We start from the raw sequence: 17,323 nt of genomic DNA, 5'->3' as shown, positions 1-17,323 counted from the left end.
TCTAAAATTAACACTCTTACCGTATTCTTACAATGAAATTTTAATACTATCTTTTTTTCAGCATCAGAAATCTGTTCATTGCTGCTGCTGCCTGAAGGCATAACCTGGTGAAGACTTCCTGGTCGTGGTTAGAGAAAGCTTTCTGCTGGAAGGAATCGAACTGGTTTTTGTCATAAATTGAAATTGCGCCCATTATTCTGTCATTCTGGCGCAGACACATGGATATAACCGATCTGCTTGGGATCTGGCTGCTGACATAACCCTCCTTGAAGAGATCATTGATAAGCAGGGGGGTATTCTGTACCGATGCTTTAAGGGTAATGGCTTTATCTACTTTGCAAAGAATTTCGGCCTGTTTGCTGCCTTTCAGGGAAAAGGATTCAAGTATTTCAAAACAGTTCATTACTTCGTTGTACAGGCTCAGGATACAGGTTTCAGCTTCGAGGATAAGGCAGGTTTCTGTAACAATCATTTTTGCCAGTTTACGGATATCGGGTATTTCCGCCAGGTTGAAAGTAGCCTCTGAGAGGGCTGAATACTTGACTGAATCGAGCCATACGGTATTGAGAGCGGCGTTTTTACTCAATTCCTGTTCAAGCATTTTTCCGATTTTAGTCAGTACCTCACTTTCAGTACTTAGCTCCCGTTTGTTTGAATGGAGGTAAAGCATTATAAGCCCTGATATCTCTCCATTCTGGAAAAGGGGCTGGGCAACAAACCATTTCCTGTTGCGTGAGTTTTCGGCATGAGTACTGAATGTAAAGGAGTCTTTGCACCGTATCATTCTTCCGGTGAAGAAATCGTTTAATTTTACCTTTCCAAACCCGATCCTGTTGATATCAAATGAGCTTGATGCCTGAACGAGGAACCGTCCGGAATCTTTGTCATACCAATAAAGATTGCAGATCTTTCCCCGGAAACTGTTGGCTACCTTCATTAAGAGAAGATTCAATTTTTCACCCAGAGGGAAGTCAAGGTCGAGAATCTCCCGTGCCCCAAGCAAAACTGACTGTGTAAACGCCTCCTTTTTAATTTTCTGGTCTCTGATTATTCCTGCTGCGAAACCTGCAATTTTCATCACAAATTGAAGATCCTCGGGATCGAAATGTCTCTCCGGCTTCTGACTGTTAATATTCAGGACACCAATGACCGTTTCATCAGAAACAAGCGGACAGGAGACAGCGGACACCAGGTCGGATCTTTCCCTGGTTTTTCCCCTTATGAGCATCGGTTTTCCGGTACTTACTACTTTCCAGGCGATTCCTTTCCGGAGATTCCTCAACCGGGCAGTTTCTTTGTATTTGAGGCTGCGGACAGTCTCTATTGAGAGTGCTCCACTTTTTTTATCTGTTAACATTATGGAGCCGGAATCGGCCTGAAGAGATTCGATCGCAAGTGCAAGGATGTGGTTTGTCAGGTCCTGTCCGCATAAAGAGAGGAAAGATGAATACCGGAGTTCCTGGAGGCTGTTCAGGACTCTGGAGCGGAAGAATGGATCGGTGTTTCCACTATGTTCTGTGATATCGGTGCAGAACAGAAGTTCTGCACTTAAATCGCTCAGGATTTCAACATCCGGGAGGTATTGTCTCTTGATAATGTCAGGCAGAGATTGATCTGTCGAGGCATTTATAAGCAGGTCAAGACCTGGAAGACCTGACAGCATCATCAGGGATTCCCTTTCCGGGTCCAGACATTTTACAAATTCAAACCTCTGAAGACAGCTTAGTTTCTGGCGTATTCGCTCTGTTTCCTCATCACTGCCAACAATTGCTGTTCTAAGTATTTTCTCCGTCACAGCGGATCTCCTTGCGAATATTACGCAACTGCAGTGCCCTGTCTATCTTATTAGTAATTATAATATCGACTACAGGATCATCAAGAAACATCTTTAAAGCCATTGAGTCATCCACTGTCCAGACCGCTATCGATTTGCCTCCCCTTTTTTGAGAAGAGAAGAAATCATGATTTGAGGTTAACAGGCTTTCACGGGGACAGAGGATGTCAAAAGTAATCTCAGTTACTGTATTACTAAGGGTCTCAAATAGAAAACCTGTTTGTAATTCTGAGTTGATGTTTTTTATTGAAAGGAGAATTTCCGGTTGAAATGAGGTAAAGATGCATTTTCCGGGATCAGTGTTCTTGTAAACAATATCGAGTACTTCCCGCTCACAGTTTTTTTCCTTAAACTCAATAACCAGGCCGGTTTTTCCTGAAAGAGCCTTGATTACCTGCTCGATGTCAGGCACCTGGAAACCGATTTCAGAAGAGATACTGCGGAGCTTGTCAAAAGAGATCTCGCTCAGCAGATACTCCTTATTATTAAACAGGATGAATGGATCGTGGTGAGCAACGAGAACACCATCGGCGGTTCGCCTGATATCGAACTCCACCATGTCTGCCCCTAAAGTGACTGCTTTGGCAAAGGAGTCGATAGTGTTTTCCTGGAAAAAGTATGGAGCACCCCTGTGTGCGACAAGGATTTTTGAGTTTTGGATCATGATCTGAGAAGAAACTCCATAAGAAGTCTGACACCAAAACCGGTTCCATACTGAGGAATTTCACCGCGAGCCTGTCCCTCATTGAATGCAGTTCCGGCAATGTCAATGTGTGCCCAGGGAGTGTCTCCGATAAATTCCTTGATAAATGCCGCGCCGGTGATGGAACTGGCATAGCCTTTTTTGAATTTGGAAAGATTCCTCAGATCACTCAGGTCACCTTTGATCGAATCGCAATACTCCTTATACATCGGGAATCTCCACAATCTCTCTCCTGTATGTTCGCCGCATTTAAAAAGCAGATCTGCCAGCTTATCATCATTTGAGAAAAGGCCTGCGACAAGTTCACCCAAAGCAAACAAAATACCACCGGTTAAAGTAGCAAGATCAACCAGACGGTCAGGTTTACATGTTTCGTTGCAGTAGGCAACCGCATCTGCAAGCACCAGCCTTCCCTCAGCGTCAGTACTGTTGATCTCCACGGTTTTACCCAGGTATGATTTGTAAATGTCTCCCGGGAAAAATGCGTTCTCGCCAATAGCATTGTGCGCAGCGCCTATAACCCCGATTACATTAACAGCAGGTTTCAGCTCGGAGAGCACTTTCATTGTAGCCAGAACCGTAGCTGCCCCGGCCATATCCATGCGCATCGCCTCAATATGTCCAGTGGGCTTGAGGTTCTGTCCGCCTGAATCGAAAGTGATTCCTTTTCCCGCAATAGCGGTTTTAAACTTTGATTTGGGATTACCTTTATATTCCATTAATATGAGTCTTGGTGGAAATGGCGAACCCTGACCGACTGCATAGATCAGATTGAGTCCCTTCTGTTTCAATTCCTTTTCATTTAGAACGGTTACCTTCAATTTTCCGGGTTGGCTGAGGCTCAGGGCTTCTTTGGCGAGTTTTTCCGGGGTAATCTCCGATGCGTTGCTGTTAACCAGGTCGCGGGCATAATTGACCCCTTTACAGATTGCCTCTGTCTGCTTAAGGCTTGAAGCACTGAGGTCTCCGATCACTTCGACTGTTTTAATGGAATGTGCCTTTTCGCTCTTATAGCGGCAGAATGAATAAGCTCCAAGAATCGCCCCTTCTACTGCTGCAGTGCCGGATTCTGATGCCGGGATCTTTACTGAAGGCAGGATTAGTGAAACGGAATCTCTTTTCAGCTCCACTGCTTTACGGATTCCCCGGGCCGATGAGCTTCGTATGATCCGAGTGTTTAAAAGGGCTTTTTCACCCAATCCACAATAGATTATAGTCTTTTTCCCCTCATATCGGACCTCCAGATCACCAGCCTCACCCGCGAAATCTGCTATCCCACGGGTCTGTTCTTTTGTGGTAAAGATAATGTGGGTAGAAAAAGTGGCATTTCTGGAAAGCCTTAGTTTCATGATTGCTCCGATTTAGTAAAAATATGGAAATAAAAGGATTTCCGTGTGTCTTAATACACGTCGGTGGATAAGTGAATACATATATGTATATGTCCGATCCTAATACAAATATATATTTTTACGGTAACCATACTGTCAGAAGGCTTTATCGGAGGATCATTTCACGGTTGTGAAATGCATTTCTCTGAGATTATACTCTCTTTTAGGAATTCCGGTTATAAGTGAAAATTGTATTTGTTTATCCGCACTTTGAAAAGTTTCTCAAGAATAATCCTGATCTCGATAAAGGTCTGATTGATTACTTCCTTGGTGATTTCACCACACCTCCATCTCTGGGTATTCCGATTCTGGCATCACTGACTCCTTCGGAGCACGAAGTGGTTCTGGTTGATGACAACAACGGTGATCCGGTGGATTTTGATATCGATGCCGATCTGGTGGCGATTAACTGCTTTACTCCGCAGGCCACAAGAGCCTTCCAGCTCGCCCAGGGTTACCGTGATCACGGTAAAAAAGTGATAATGGGTGGTTTTTTTCCCTCATTCATGGCTGATGAATGTTTGAAGTATGCTGATTCTGTAAATATTGGTGAAGGGGAACCCACGTGGGGACAGATACTTGAAGATGCCCGGAATGGAAAGCTGCAGAGAATTTACAAAGGCAGGCACAGCTTTGATCTGTCCCAGATGAAAATTCCCAGGAGAGATCTCTTCTACAGCAAACAGGGTTATGACTGGGATGAGGATCTTGTTCAGTTGACACGCGGTTGTATGTACAATTGCGCGATGTGTGCCATACCGGCTCACATGGGCACCAGAATCCGTTTCCGGCCCATCAAAGATGTTGTTGAAGAGATAGCTCAACTGAAATATGAGAATGTTTATCTTGCCGATGACACGCTTTTCTTTCAGCAGAGCAAAATTGCACAGTATGCAAAAGAACTTTTTGAGGCGCTTATTCCGCTGGGGAAGAAATATTTCGTTTCCTCAACCATGGCGCTCAATACCGATAAGGAGTTCCTGGATCTTGCCGCCCGTGCAGGTGTAAAGAATTTCTACTGCACGATGAATGTGGATCCGATCTCGATCAGGGCCTTGAACGGAGGCATCCAGGAGCAGGCCATGCTCTGTGATCTTGTAAAGATGCTGGAGGACCGTGATATCAGATTTTTTGGCTCCTGTGCTATTGGCAGGGACTGGGATGACAATTCGATTGCCGACAGGATTTTAAATCTCTTTGACAAAGCTGGTATCCATACTGCTGAGTTTTTCATATTCACACCTTACCCCGGTTCAGTGCACTGGGATCGCCTGGTGCGCCAGAAGAGGATAATTGATACAGACTGGTCACACTACAACGGAGCGCATGTGGTCTCACAACCCATGGGCATGTCTGCTGAAGAGCTTTACGGACAGTTTATAAAGGTCTGGAATGAATTCTTCCGCATGCAGAAGACATCACATGCCGCACATCTGGAACCTGCGACCTGGAAAGAGGGTAAACGGTCTGTTGGTAAACCTCTGGAGAGACAGGGAATCCGCGGACAGGCGGTAATCACCGGTATAGGAGTGCTGAGTCCCATTGGAAACAGCAAGGATGAATTAACGGATGCATTAAAGGCCGGAAAGCACGGGCTGAAACCGGCGACACATTTTGATGCTTCCCATTTCAGGACAGATCTCTGCGGTGAAATAAGGAATTTTGATCCGGAGAAGTTCCTGAGCAAAGAGGAGATAGCATTATACGATGATCCCTATTTCTGGTACGCCATTAGCGCCGCACGTTCGGCTCTTGCTGATGCCAATCTGACAATTAACAAACTTGACGGTTCCGAAATAGCACTCGTGCTGGGTACCTGCAACGGAGGGCTGCGTTCAGCAGAAGAAGAGTACAAGTGGATTCATAAGAAGAGCGAAAAGCCATTCGATGAAAAAATGAATCTGATGGCACAGTATTATGGATTCGGAAAGGCTCTGGCGAACGCCCTTGGGTTAACTTCAGATGTGTGGATTGTCACTACTGCCTGCTCGTCAACAACTGCTGCTCTGGGACTGGCGCAGACTCTCATAAATCGCGGGTATTTCAAGACAGTGCTGGCAGGCGGGTCCGATTCGCTGTGTGTAGCAAATGTATCCGGTTTTAACGGGCTCAAAGCAATCTCTACAACCCGCATCTCTCCCTTTTCCATTCCTGCGGGACTAAATATCGGTGAGGCATCATGTTTCTGGGTGATAGAGGAGATGGAGCAGGCGCTGCTTCGCAACGCAAGGTGCCTTGGAAAACTGGTCGGGCATGCCACATCCTGTGATGCGTATCATCCAACATCTCCTGATCCCAGAGGTGAGGGAGTCTGCCGGACACTGAAAGCTGCTCTTGACGATGCGGGAATGGAGATTGAAAGTATCGGATGTATAAATGCGCATGGAACCGGTACTGAAGCAAATGACAGGGCTGAATCAAAGGGAATTTCGAAGTTTATTGGTGATAAGCCTGTTCCGGTCACTTCTACCAAATCTTTTTTTGGCCACTGTATGGGGACAACCGGAATTTTAGAGGCGACCTGCAATCTCTTAGCGATGAATAATGGTTTTATTCCTCCTACATTGAATTTCTCCGAAGCCCGTCCGGGATGTACGCTGGATTATGTGCCAAATGTTCCACGTGAGAAGGAATACGAGGCATTCATGTCTGCAAACTATGCTTTCGGCGGGAACAATGCAGCAGTTGTGATATCCAAATGGGATACTCCAATAAAGGCGCGTGAGATCAGACCGGAACGGGTATTTATAACAGGTGTCGGAGCGGTCAGTTCCCTCGGTGTCAAAGCAAGTGTCAATCTCACGGCTCTGAGAGAAAACAGGGTCGGAACCGGTCCGGTTTCGCGTCTGAAACTTCCCTCTTTTGAATCGAAACTTGCTGGGCTTGTACCTGAATTCCGGGCAGATGAAATCGACAGACGTCTTGATTTTTCAGGTATGAATCTGATCAGCACTTATGCCACTGCGGCTTCAGCCGATGCGCTTGCGAATGCAAAATTCCGTGTCAGACCCGCAATAGCGGAAAATGTGGGAATAGTGATGGGTATCTGCAACGGATCATCTGAAGCCGAGCACATGAACAGTGTGTTTTCAACTCCTGATTACTCGCCTGACATAAACTGTTTCTCAAATATTACTGCAAACTCTACCGCTGGCTGGGTTGCAAATGCGCTGTGTCTCAAAGGGATAAACATGACTCTCGCTCCGGGACATCATGCCGGACTTCAGAGCCTCTCTTATGCTTTTGACATGCTGGCTTTGAATCGTGCCAGGGCCATTGTTGCCGCGGCATCAGATGAGGTTTATGCCCAGACCTATTATAATTACGAACAGATCGGATATCTTTACAGTGGAGAACAGGAAGCAAATTACCGCATTTATCCTGAAGAACTCAGACGAAAGGTGATAGGTGAGGGATCGGCGGCCCTGGTACTGGAGACTTTGTCGTCTGTTAAGGAACGCGAAATACCTGTGCTGGCTGAAATCCTTGGTTATGGAATGGCAATGGATACCTGCGGGTTCCAGAACCAGTGTCTGGGTAGTGAAGGTCTGGTGAGGGCAGTTGAAAAGGCTTTGAAAAGAAGCGGAGTCTCCTCAGACCAGATCGGGCTTGCGGTCTGGGCACCCCAGGGCAATGCTCAGGATCTGAAGGTGCTCAGAGCACTTGAAAGCGTAATGGGGGAGAGATGGAGTGATCTTCCCATGGCTGCTACATCGCTTAACACAGGATACATCGAATCCGCTTCTATTCTTCACAGTCTTGGACTTGTGCTTTACTCTCTGAATGAGAATGAACCTCTCTGGGCTCAGAGGACCGGCCTGGATTACATTGACAATAGAAAACTGAAGGAACATCCCCGTTATATCCTCGCCCTTGGCAGCAGCGATGTGGGGTATAACTTCGCTGTTGTAGTTGCCTGTGGTGAAGGTATGGAGGGCTGGTGAGAAAGAGGGTAGTGATTACCGGCATGGGTGTAATCTGCAGTGCCGGAAGAGGAGTCGATGAGTTCAGGAAATCCCTTATAGCCGGAAAGACCTGTATCAGCAGGGTTGAAGATCCCCGGATTGCCCACTTCGGGCCTCAATTTGCCGGTCTGGTTGGGGAAATCGATTCTCCTGAACTGGAGGATTCCGCATTTTCCGCAGAAGACAGATTTGTAAAGTTGGCGTATATAGCCGCTTGTGAAGCACTGAAACAATCCGGAGTTGCTCTGAGGGGAGGAGAGAGAACAGGCCTCATTCTGGGCACCTGCTCAGGCCCCATGCTGACAATCGAGGATCTTTATTTGCAGGAGATAAACGGTTCCGACTTCTGCTCCGAAGACCTTTTATTTAAAAAACAATACTATAGCGCTGCAATGCTTCTGGCATCCGCTTTTGGGATAAAGGGACCGGCATTTACTGTTACCACAGCCTGTTCCGCTTTTAATGCTGCCATTGCTGCTGCCGGCGACCTGATAAGGTGTGGGATACTGGACACTGCTCTTGTTGGAGGAGCGGATGCTTTGAGTATAACAACTCTTTGTGGTTTTGCCGGATTAAAAGCAACATCCAGGCAGCCAAGTGCTCCATTTTCTCTTCCTTCAGGGCTTAATCTCGGGGAGGGTGCCGGATTTCTGGTTCTTGAAGAGTCAGAATACGCCAGATCACGTGGAGCAACCATTACAGGTGAGATCCTTGGCTATGGGTTGTCAAACGATGCCTACCATTGTTCCGCACCGGATCCATCCGGAAAAGGAGCATCGTTCAGCATGCAACTGGCATTCAGGGATTCGGGTGTAACCCCTGAGGTTATCGGTTATATAAGCGCGCATGGAACTGGAACTGAAGCCAATGATAAAGCAGAAACCAAAGCCATAAAGAAGGTGTTCGGGGAGTGGTCCGGTTCTGTTCCGGTAAGTTCTCTCAAGTCTATGGTAGGGCACTGCCTTGGGGCTGCAGGCGCTGTAGAGACAGTTGCTTCGCTTATCTGTTCTAAAAACGGCATATATCCTCCTACTGCCAATTTCACAGTGGCAAGGGAGGGCTGTAATCTGGATTATGTTCCGGATGCGGGCAGGTCATGGAAAGGCGAACATGTTTTTATCAAGAATAATTTTGCTTTCGGGGGCAACAACGCATCGGTAATTGTTTCTACCGGTTCTGAAATTTCAATCCCGGAAAATGGTATTCCGGATACAGACCCTGTATGTATCTCAGGAATAGGGGTCGTTTCTGCAGCGGGTATTGGATGGGATAAGTTTGAAGATTTTTCAGTCAATGGAATAACATTCAGGGAGAAGGTAACAAGGGATGGCAGCAGACTGAGAGTGGCTGAAGTCCCGGATTTTGAACTTTCTTCAATAGACAGAAAGCTCAACTCCCGGGGGATAGACAGAGCAGGGAAAATGGCTTGTGCAGCAGGAGCGCTCGCACTGAAAAACGCGGGAATTTCTGACAGACCTTCCTCCAGGTCGGAAATTGGTTTTTATATGAACCTTGCCCATGGCTCAACGTGGGCTGAACCTGAGCATATACGTCCTTTGCTGAAAAACGGATACCAGTTAGAGCAGATAAATGTATTCCCGTTTATTGTACCTAATTCCGTAACAGGAACGGTTTGTCGTGTACTTTCATTGACCGGGTACAACAATACTTTTTGCAATGGACCTGGAGCAGGACTTCTGGGTCTTGGGATGGCCTGGGCTGCTGTAAAGAACAATCATGCCTCCGCTTTTCTTTGTGGGACTGTAGATGATATGTCTGAGCAGGGGCTGATTGATTGTTTCCTTTCGGAGAAAGGAAAAGGAGCAGAAGCGGCAGCGGGTGAGGGTTCAGTGATGTTTTTTCTGGAGCCGCTTTCAAGGGCGGAGGCACGGGGTGCAACCCCGATCTGCCTTATCAGGGGAATTGAATTTTCTTTTGATGGGTGCGTTTCCGGAGGAGATGCCGGCAGAAGTTCTCTGGAAAATCTGCTGAACAGTGTAATTAACAAGGCAGGGGTTGAAAAAAGCAGGGTTGGGATGGTATGCTATAACTCCTGGAATGAAAGGGAACGGGAGACAGTAAAAACTGTGCTGGGAGATGAATTGCAGACTGTGGATTTGACTCCTGTGATCGGTTTTGCCCCATCAAGTTCTCCATTATATAACCTTACCGCGGCGTTGAAGTCAGGATTAGTTGGAAAAAATGAACACAAAAATTATATTGTAACGTTTTTCAGCTCCCTTCGAGGAATGAGCTGTGTGGTGGTATTGGAAGTTTTCTGAAGTGAAAGAGAAGATTTTTCTTTATGGCTCAAGATATCAATTCACAGATAGAGAAGAGGAAAGCAATAATAGGTAAGTTCAAAGAAGAACTTATCCGTCGTTTGAATCTTCCCTATGAACCTCAGGATCTTCATGAGGATGTTTCTTTGTTGGGAGCGGGTTTGGGACTGGATTCACTTGATGCCCTGGAGATAGTTCTCTGTATTGAGAACTCTTTCGGGATAAAGGTCCCGGACCAGAATACATCGATACTTCGTTCAATCAATACTGTAGTTGATTTTGTACTTGCAGAGCAGGAAAAGAAGGCTGAATAGATAATGAGAGTATCACCAATCCGAGGGCAACTGGCTTCAGCCGGAGCACAGTTTACAGAGAGATACGGTACAGAGGTCGCCGCTGTTTTTTCCGATAATAAGACCGAATATTATCATGTAAGGGATAACGCAGGGTTGACTGATTTCTCATATATGCAGAAATTCAGTGTGCCTGAGGAGTCAGGGTTTGACTTACTGGATTCCCTGGCCGCGGGAAATGTCGCAAAGATCCGCTTTGGAAGGGTGCTTCATACTTTTATTCCCGATGACAACGGGATGATTCTTGCCGATTGCTATATTGCAAACAATGATGATGAACTGCTGGTGTTCTGTGAGAGTATCACCGACGATGCGAAACTGCGGTCGATTTTCACGGCCAGTCCGGATGTAAAGGATCTGACTGAGACTCACGCTGTTTTTGGTGTTGACGGGTATAAAGCGTGGGCTGTAATGAAGGAACTTTTCGGCACAGATATCCTCGGTCTTCCCTATCTTTCCATAGAGACATATCCTTTCGAGGGTTCTGAAGTACGGCTGTTAAGAGCAGGAAAGACATCGGAGTTTGGTTATCTTGTGATGGTGCCGCTTGAAGCAGCAGTCAAACTGTGGGAAATACTGGAATCACTTGTAAAGAAAAACGGAGGCGGCTTGTGCGGATCTGCGGTTCACAATGATCTCCGTCTCGAGGGCAGGTTTTTCAATGTGTTTGCCGAAGGTGCCCGTGTAAAGGATCCGCTTCCTCTGGGACTTCAGTGGATGATAGATTTTGACAAGGAGCAGTTCCCCGGCCGTGAGGCTATTTTAGAGAGGCGCAAGGAAGGGCTTAAAAAGAAGATAATCGGAGTACGTACATTCAGGGAGAATACTCTTACAGAAGGGATGCCGGTTTTTCATGGTGACAGACAGGTTGCCGAGATTGTGTCTTCCTGTTTCTCATATACCCTCGATTCTGTAATCGGGCTGTCGCTGTTCGATATTGATTTTGCTTATGCCGGTCTCAGTTTCAATGCGGGCTCTTCCGGTGGTCCACAGATCGGGACCATATCCATGCCGCCGATCATGCCCAGGAGCCTTACCGTAAAACTTGACGAGATCTGAGTCTTTCAGATTCCAGGGTGGTTCAGCTTTCCCATGACTGTCAACCAGCGCTCCATAATCCGCAAGCTAAAAATCACCCCGCGTTTCTATCAGGTGGATATGATGGGGGTTGTACACAACGCCGAGTATTTCAGATGGTTTGAAGAGGGCCGGCTTCAGATCATGACTGATATAATTTCTATAGATCAGTCAGCCAGCATGGGATATGCTTTCCCGGTTATTGAGAATACATGCAGATACCTGGGGTTTGCCGGATTCGGTGACAGCCTCATTATGACTACTATTCATAAAATTGAGTCTGAATACAGAGGAAAACTGAAGTTCACACACTCAATTGTCAATGAAAAAACCAGAGCCTCGATTGCAGAAGGTGAAACACTGATAACTATAATCGAGTATCCCTCCAGAAAGCTTGTCAAAGAGTGGCCTTCTGAAATATGGGAGAAATACCAGAGTCTTAAATGAACAATACCAAAGATTTTGAAGGTAAAGTCGCCCTGGTAACCGGGGGTTCACGGGGAATAGGGAGAGCGGTAGTACACGAGCTCGCCTCCAGGGGAGCAAAGGTATTCTTTACATTTAATCGAGACGAAGAGGCCGCCGCGGAGGTGGAGAAATCCAGCGGAAGCAGCGCTGTAAAATGCTCTCAGACAGACAGCGGGCTTATTGCCGGTACTGTGGATTCCATAATCGGTTCACAGGGGAAGATAGACATACTTGTGAATAACGCCGGCATCACATCCGATCAGTTTATAATGACAATGCCCCAGGAGGAATGGACAAAGGTGATCGATACCAATCTTGGCGGGGCTTTCAGATGGGCTAAGGCTGTGAGCAGGCCGATGATAAATGCCAGGAGCGGAGCGATTGTCAATATAGCCTCAGTTTCGGGTCTTCTGGGTATCGCCGGGCAGACAAATTATGCCTCATCCAAAGGGGCATTGCTTGCGTTCTCACGATCTCTGGCAGCGGAGCTGGCACCGAAGGGAATAAGGGTAAATGCAGTTGTTCCCGGGTTTATTGAGACAGATATGACTGCCAGAATGCCCCGCCAGATAAAACATCAGAACCTTGACAGAATTCTGCTGCACCGGTTCGGTAAAGCCTCAGAGGTGGCCAAAGCTGTGGCATTTCTCCTCTCGGAGGATGCGTCATATATAATAGGACAAACCATAGTAGTTGACGGCGGATTGACGGGGACAGTGGCATGACAGTGAAGAAGGCGTTTCTATTTCCGGGGCAGGGATCACAGGAGATCGGCATGGGGCAGGATCTCAAAGACGATCCTTTTTTCCGTTCACTCATCGAACTGGCCAGCGATCTTGCTCATGAGGATCTGGAAAAGCTTTGCACACGCGGTCCTGAACGTAAATTGATTCAGGCAAGGTTTCTTCAGCCGGCACTTGTAGCTGTCAGCCTTGGTTACCTGAACCGCATGATAGAAAACGGGATTACTCCGGATATAGTTCTGGGACACTCTTTAGGAGAGATCTCTTCTCTTGCCGCTGCGGGAGTAGTAACTTACGGAACCGCTGTCTCTATCGCAGCCAAACGCGGAGAACTGATGGACAAAGTGGCATCACAGGTCAATGGCGGCATGATGGCTGTGATGTTTATTGATCTTGATGTTCTGGAGAAGTATATCGAGGAGATGAACGAGCCGAACCGTATCGTACTTGCAAATGACAATGCTTCCCGTCAGATAGTCATTTCCGGCGATAACGAGCTGCTGGACCGGTTTGCTGCCCGTATCAATGAGGAGAAAGTGGGGAAATGCAAAAGGGTCAATGTTGTAGGCCCGTGGCACAGCCCATTTTTAAACGAGGTCCGTCTGGAGTTTGAGAACTGGGCTGAAGGGATAAAATTCCAGAAACCATCCATACCCATCGTGCTTAACGCTACCGCAAAACCTGAGACTCACCCAACCACCATAAAACATCTTGTCACATGGCAATTGACCAGTCCTGTTTTCTGGCGTGAGTCAATGGATTATCTCAAGAGTACCGGCGTAGACACCCTTTATGAAGTAGGACCCGGAAGAGTTCTTTCGGGACTTGCCCGGGTAAACGGGTTTGCCAGGGAAACCACGATTTATAATATCAACAATCTCCGTGGTGTGGAGCTCGCTGCGGCGGAATACGCGGAAACGGTTACTTAATGGTTTCCAATCGCTGAATACCGGTCATATCTCCTGAAGATAGAATTAATACTGGCAGTCAGGATCCGAAATTATATTAATTCGATGAGGCTTCTTCGCCTCAGTTCTCTCTTTATTTTTCCCAACTTTCTACATATTCGGGAGGGTGTCATGCCCAGGGCCAATGAGACTCATTTCCGCTTTTACTGTGGAGGTCTGGACAGAAGTCTTTTCCGGGTAGCCAGTTTTTCCGGAACAGAACGAATCTCCTCACCATACAGGTTTGATCTGTCGCTTATCTCAAGTGACGATCAGATAAGACATGATGATATCGTTGGGATGCCGGCCACACTTCTTATTGCCAGCGGTCAGAATTACCTGCCATATTCGGGTATTGTAAGTGAATTCCGGATAATTGATAAAAACACGGATTACTGTGTTTACGGTGCGGTTCTGGTACCCAGGCTATGGCTTGCCGGCCTTAATCAGCAATCAAGAATATTTCAGAAAATGTCCATTCCTGAGATTGTCAAGGCAGTTCTTGATGAATACAGAATTGGCAATTACAGAATACGTGTTTCAAATATGCCTGAACAGGAGTTTGTGGTTCAATACGCGGAATCGGACCTTAATTTCATCTCGAGATTGATGGAGAGTGCAGGGGTGTGGTTCCTTTTCCGTCAGGATCCGGTTCCGCAGTATAATGAGGAAACAGAAGTAGCAGGCGAGGAACTGATTGTTACAGATGATCCGGCGGAATTTGGAGTAGTGGAGAATGAAGATGTCCTTTTCAAGCCGCTTTCTGGCCTTGACAAAAGTGACAATTTCGAGCAGTTTGAATCCATATTGTCACTGAGTTCAACTAAGCAGGCAGTTGCCGGAAAAGTTCTGGTGAGGAATTACAATTACCGCAACCCGGAAGTGGAGCTTACAGGAAAGAGGGATATCGAGGGCGGCAAAGGCGGAACATTTTATCAATATGGCGGATTCGGCAGGAAGAGTGATGAGGTTCAAAGGTCAGCCGATGTGCTTTCCAGGCGCATAAAAACACAGCAGATTGTACTGAATGGTACCGGAAACAAGCGCGGATTCAGAGCCGGACTGCGTTTTACATTAAAGGAACATCACCGTGCTGACTTCAACGTACCCTATCTGTTGACATGCGTAAAGCATTCCGGAGGTCATCAGAACGGAAATGACACTCCGGTTTACAGCAATGAGTTTTCCTGTATTCCGGGTGAGAGAGCAGGGGTGTTTGCTCCGGAGATAAAGGCGGATATACCGAGAGTAAACGGGATTCTCACCGGGATAGTGGAGTCGAATGATCCTGAGTATGCTTGTATTGATGAAATGGGAAGGTACAAGATCCGTTTCCCGTTTGATGTATCGGAGAGAAAAAATGACTGCAGCGGATCGAAATATATCCGTCTTGCCCAGCCAAACAGCGGCCCTCAGTACGGGATCCATTTTCCCGCAAGGCAGGGTACAGAGATGGTACTTGCCTGTATAGATGGAGATCCAAGTAAACCTCTTGGTCTGGGTACAATCCCCAATGCCAATACCGTCTCTCCTGTAGTAAGCACCAATAAACAGCAGAACATCATAAGGAGTGCTGGTGGAAACGAGATACTCCTTGATGATACAGACGGGAAGCAGCGGGTTCGTATAATGACAAAAAAGAGTTTCTGTCTGGAGATGGATGATGAAAACGATCGGGTGCTGATCAGGACATCTGAGAAAAGTCATATAGTATTTGATGAAAAGAACAAAACAGTCTCTTTGACATGCGGAGAGAATACAATTGTTATCGGGAATGGGGACAATGGGGATTTTGCATCGATTAGCACGGCGGGAGGCCATGTTATCAGGGCGGATGACAAGAGCAAGCGGGTAACATTGCAGTCAGGGGAGGGGCTGAGTGTCGATCTGGACGACAGCAGCGGGAAAATAACTTTACAGAATAAGCAGAGTACCATTTCGCTGGAGAAATCCGGTATTGTACTGGATACGGGCGGGAAGATTTCTCTTAAGGCAGGAGGAAATATTGAAGTGAGTGGTACCGGAGTATCACTTAAATCCTCTTCCGGGGAGATTGAATTAAATGCGGCACAGGCACTGAAAGAGAGCGGCCTCAGTATAGAACAGAAGGCGGCCACTAGTCTGAAACTCGATGCTCTGCAGATAGAGGGAAAAGCATCGGGAGGTCTGAAGATGGGGGGAATGACTGTGGAAGTAAAGGGAGATGTGAGTCTCAAGGCAGGAGGGGGTGTTTCAGCAGAGCTGAGTGCCGGGGGGATTACTACTGTAAAGGGTGGAATAGTGATGGTTAACTGAAAGGGAGAGAATGTGGCAGAAGGCATTTGTACCCGGAAAAGATCAGGATGGCAGACAGATATTATCGGTTATAGGAAAGCGGACATATAGTATCGGGCAGGGAAAGGTAACTGCAACAGATCAGCAGGTGCCTATGATTTTGACGGATGAATACGCCGATCCCTCAAATATACTTCACTCGGAAATGACCGCTGAATCCGATCTTGTTGCCTTTAAACCGTCAACCGATGTGGTTGTGACTGGAAATGCCTGTGCACCTGACGGAAAACATGCTTATGTGCTGCAGTGTACTGTTGCGGTCGGGCCGATGAGGAAAACCATAAATGTTTACGGGGAGAGAAAACTTCAATCCCGCACACTTGGAGGATTTCGCTTCAGTGATCCGGTTCCATTTACTGAGATGCAGTTGGGCTACAGTCAGGCTTTCGGAGGTTATTGCCGTGACAAGCATGGGATTGTGCATGTATACCCTCCGAATCCCATCGGGACAGGTTTTACTATAAAGAACGGGGCATTTGATCCGGAGCAGGTAAAGGTACCCCGGATCGAGGACCCATTATCACCTGTTACTCCTGACAATATCTTTGTATCTAAACCCTGGAGATGGGATTGCACGCCGAATCCGGTGTCATTTGGCTGGACCCGTCGGGACTTTTATCCTCGTTTCAAGTATGCGGGTATAATGGTTCAGAAGATCGGTGGGAGTCAGGGTGAGCCGGGGGAAATATTCGGTTTTGACTGCCGCTTTTTTCAGGGTGCCTCCGAGGAACTCTGGGGAAAAGTTCTTGAGGGTAAAGAGAGTGTGATGCTTGAGAATCTGGATAGTAAGTACAGTGTTTTTAAATTCGAGCTTCCCGGAGAAATTCCTCATATCAGCATAGATATTGGAAAAGGTCCAAAGGAGCTTCAGCCGGTACTGCAGACAGTTATAATTGACATGAAAAGAAAACTGCTCAGCATGGTCTGGAGAGGGGCGCTGGAGTATGGGGGAATAGATGAGCTTGTATCGGTGGAGAAGATTGAGTATGTGGTTGAGGGTGGATAGACTTCAGATGCATGTACTTCTTATCTGACAGGTGATGTCCCCAGTGTAATGTCGGTTTTCTCACAAGTATATCATCACTCGCGCATTATTAAAGTGGCCGCTTCCGGCTTTTTCGTGGGTAGCCCCAACATATTGTGCCTAAGCACTTCTGAAACGTAAACAAGGCTTTACAGGAGGATATGGGTACAAATCCAATCCTCCGCAATGAAAAAAGATTGCTGTT

Annotated in this window: 12 protein-coding genes; 9 read left to right on the top strand and 3 right to left on the bottom strand. The window is 46.9% G+C overall.

Features of this window, described 5'->3' with window-relative positions; translation table 11 throughout:
- Window positions 1–46 precede the first annotated feature (46 nt).
- The 3 genes from GX089_16445 to GX089_16435 are packed head-to-tail and all read right to left on the bottom strand — an operon-like array spanning window position 47 to window position 3,886.
- The gene (locus GX089_16445) at window positions 47–1,795 is read right to left on the bottom strand and encodes a GAF domain-containing protein (protein NLP04086.1); all 1,749 of its coding nucleotides are present in this window, start codon (window positions 1,793–1,795) and stop codon (window positions 47–49) included.
- Complete coding sequence (locus GX089_16440) at window positions 1,776–2,498, bottom strand: glycerophosphodiester phosphodiesterase (protein ID NLP04085.1); 723 nt, start codon at window positions 2,496–2,498, stop codon at window positions 1,776–1,778. Before GX089_16440 ends, GX089_16445 begins: the two co-directional genes overlap by 20 nt.
- Window positions 2,495–3,886, bottom strand: a complete 1,392-nt coding sequence (locus GX089_16435) for a leucyl aminopeptidase (protein NLP04084.1) — start codon at window positions 3,884–3,886, stop codon at window positions 2,495–2,497. Before GX089_16435 ends, GX089_16440 begins: the two co-directional genes overlap by 4 nt.
- A 221-nt stretch (window positions 3,887–4,107) precedes the next feature.
- On the opposite strand from GX089_16435, the gene GX089_16430 reads away from it, so the two are divergent.
- From GX089_16430 to GX089_16390, 9 genes are all read left to right on the top strand, one after another.
- Window positions 4,108–7,869: a radical SAM protein gene (locus tag GX089_16430; protein ID NLP04083.1), complete on the top strand. Its 3,762-nt coding sequence runs from the start codon at window positions 4,108–4,110 to the stop codon at window positions 7,867–7,869.
- The gene (locus GX089_16425) at window positions 7,866–10,172 is read left to right on the top strand and encodes a hypothetical protein (protein NLP04082.1); all 2,307 of its coding nucleotides are present in this window, start codon (window positions 7,866–7,868) and stop codon (window positions 10,170–10,172) included. Before GX089_16430 ends, GX089_16425 begins: the two co-directional genes overlap by 4 nt.
- Before the next feature lie 23 nt (window positions 10,173–10,195).
- On the top strand, window positions 10,196–10,486 hold the full coding sequence (locus tag GX089_16420; GenBank protein NLP04081.1) for an acyl carrier protein: 291 nt from the start codon (window positions 10,196–10,198) through the stop codon (window positions 10,484–10,486).
- Between the two features lie 3 nt (window positions 10,487–10,489).
- Complete coding sequence (locus GX089_16415) at window positions 10,490–11,584, top strand: aminomethyl transferase family protein (GenBank protein ID NLP04080.1); 1,095 nt, start codon at window positions 10,490–10,492, stop codon at window positions 11,582–11,584.
- Window positions 11,585–11,617: 33 nt separating this feature from the next.
- On the top strand, window positions 11,618–12,049 hold the full coding sequence (locus tag GX089_16410; protein ID NLP04079.1) for an acyl-CoA thioesterase: 432 nt from the start codon (window positions 11,618–11,620) through the stop codon (window positions 12,047–12,049).
- Window positions 12,046–12,795 (top strand): 3-oxoacyl-ACP reductase FabG, encoded by a 750-nt coding sequence (gene fabG / locus GX089_16405; GenBank protein ID NLP04078.1) that lies wholly within the window; start codon window positions 12,046–12,048, stop codon window positions 12,793–12,795. Before GX089_16410 ends, fabG begins: the two co-directional genes overlap by 4 nt.
- The gene (locus tag GX089_16400) at window positions 12,792–13,742 is read left to right on the top strand and encodes an ACP S-malonyltransferase (protein ID NLP04077.1); all 951 of its coding nucleotides are present in this window, start codon (window positions 12,792–12,794) and stop codon (window positions 13,740–13,742) included. The genes fabG and GX089_16400 overlap by 4 nt, the downstream gene beginning before the upstream one ends.
- A gap of 150 nt (window positions 13,743–13,892) precedes the next feature.
- Window positions 13,893–16,055: a type VI secretion system tip protein VgrG gene (gene tssI / locus GX089_16395; GenBank protein NLP04076.1), complete on the top strand. Its 2,163-nt coding sequence runs from the start codon at window positions 13,893–13,895 to the stop codon at window positions 16,053–16,055.
- Between the two features lie 10 nt (window positions 16,056–16,065).
- Entirely contained in the window at window positions 16,066–17,100 is a 1,035-nt protein-coding gene (locus tag GX089_16390; protein ID NLP04075.1) for a DUF2169 domain-containing protein, read from the top strand.
- The last annotated feature ends 223 nt before the right edge of the window (window positions 17,101–17,323 follow it).

Source organism: Fibrobacter sp. (assembly GCA_012523595.1).
Classification (GTDB): domain Bacteria; phylum Fibrobacterota; class Chitinivibrionia; order Chitinivibrionales; family Chitinispirillaceae; genus JAAYIG01.
Note: the sequence above shows the minus strand (reverse complement) of the source record. Positions and strands in the feature narration are given on the sequence as shown.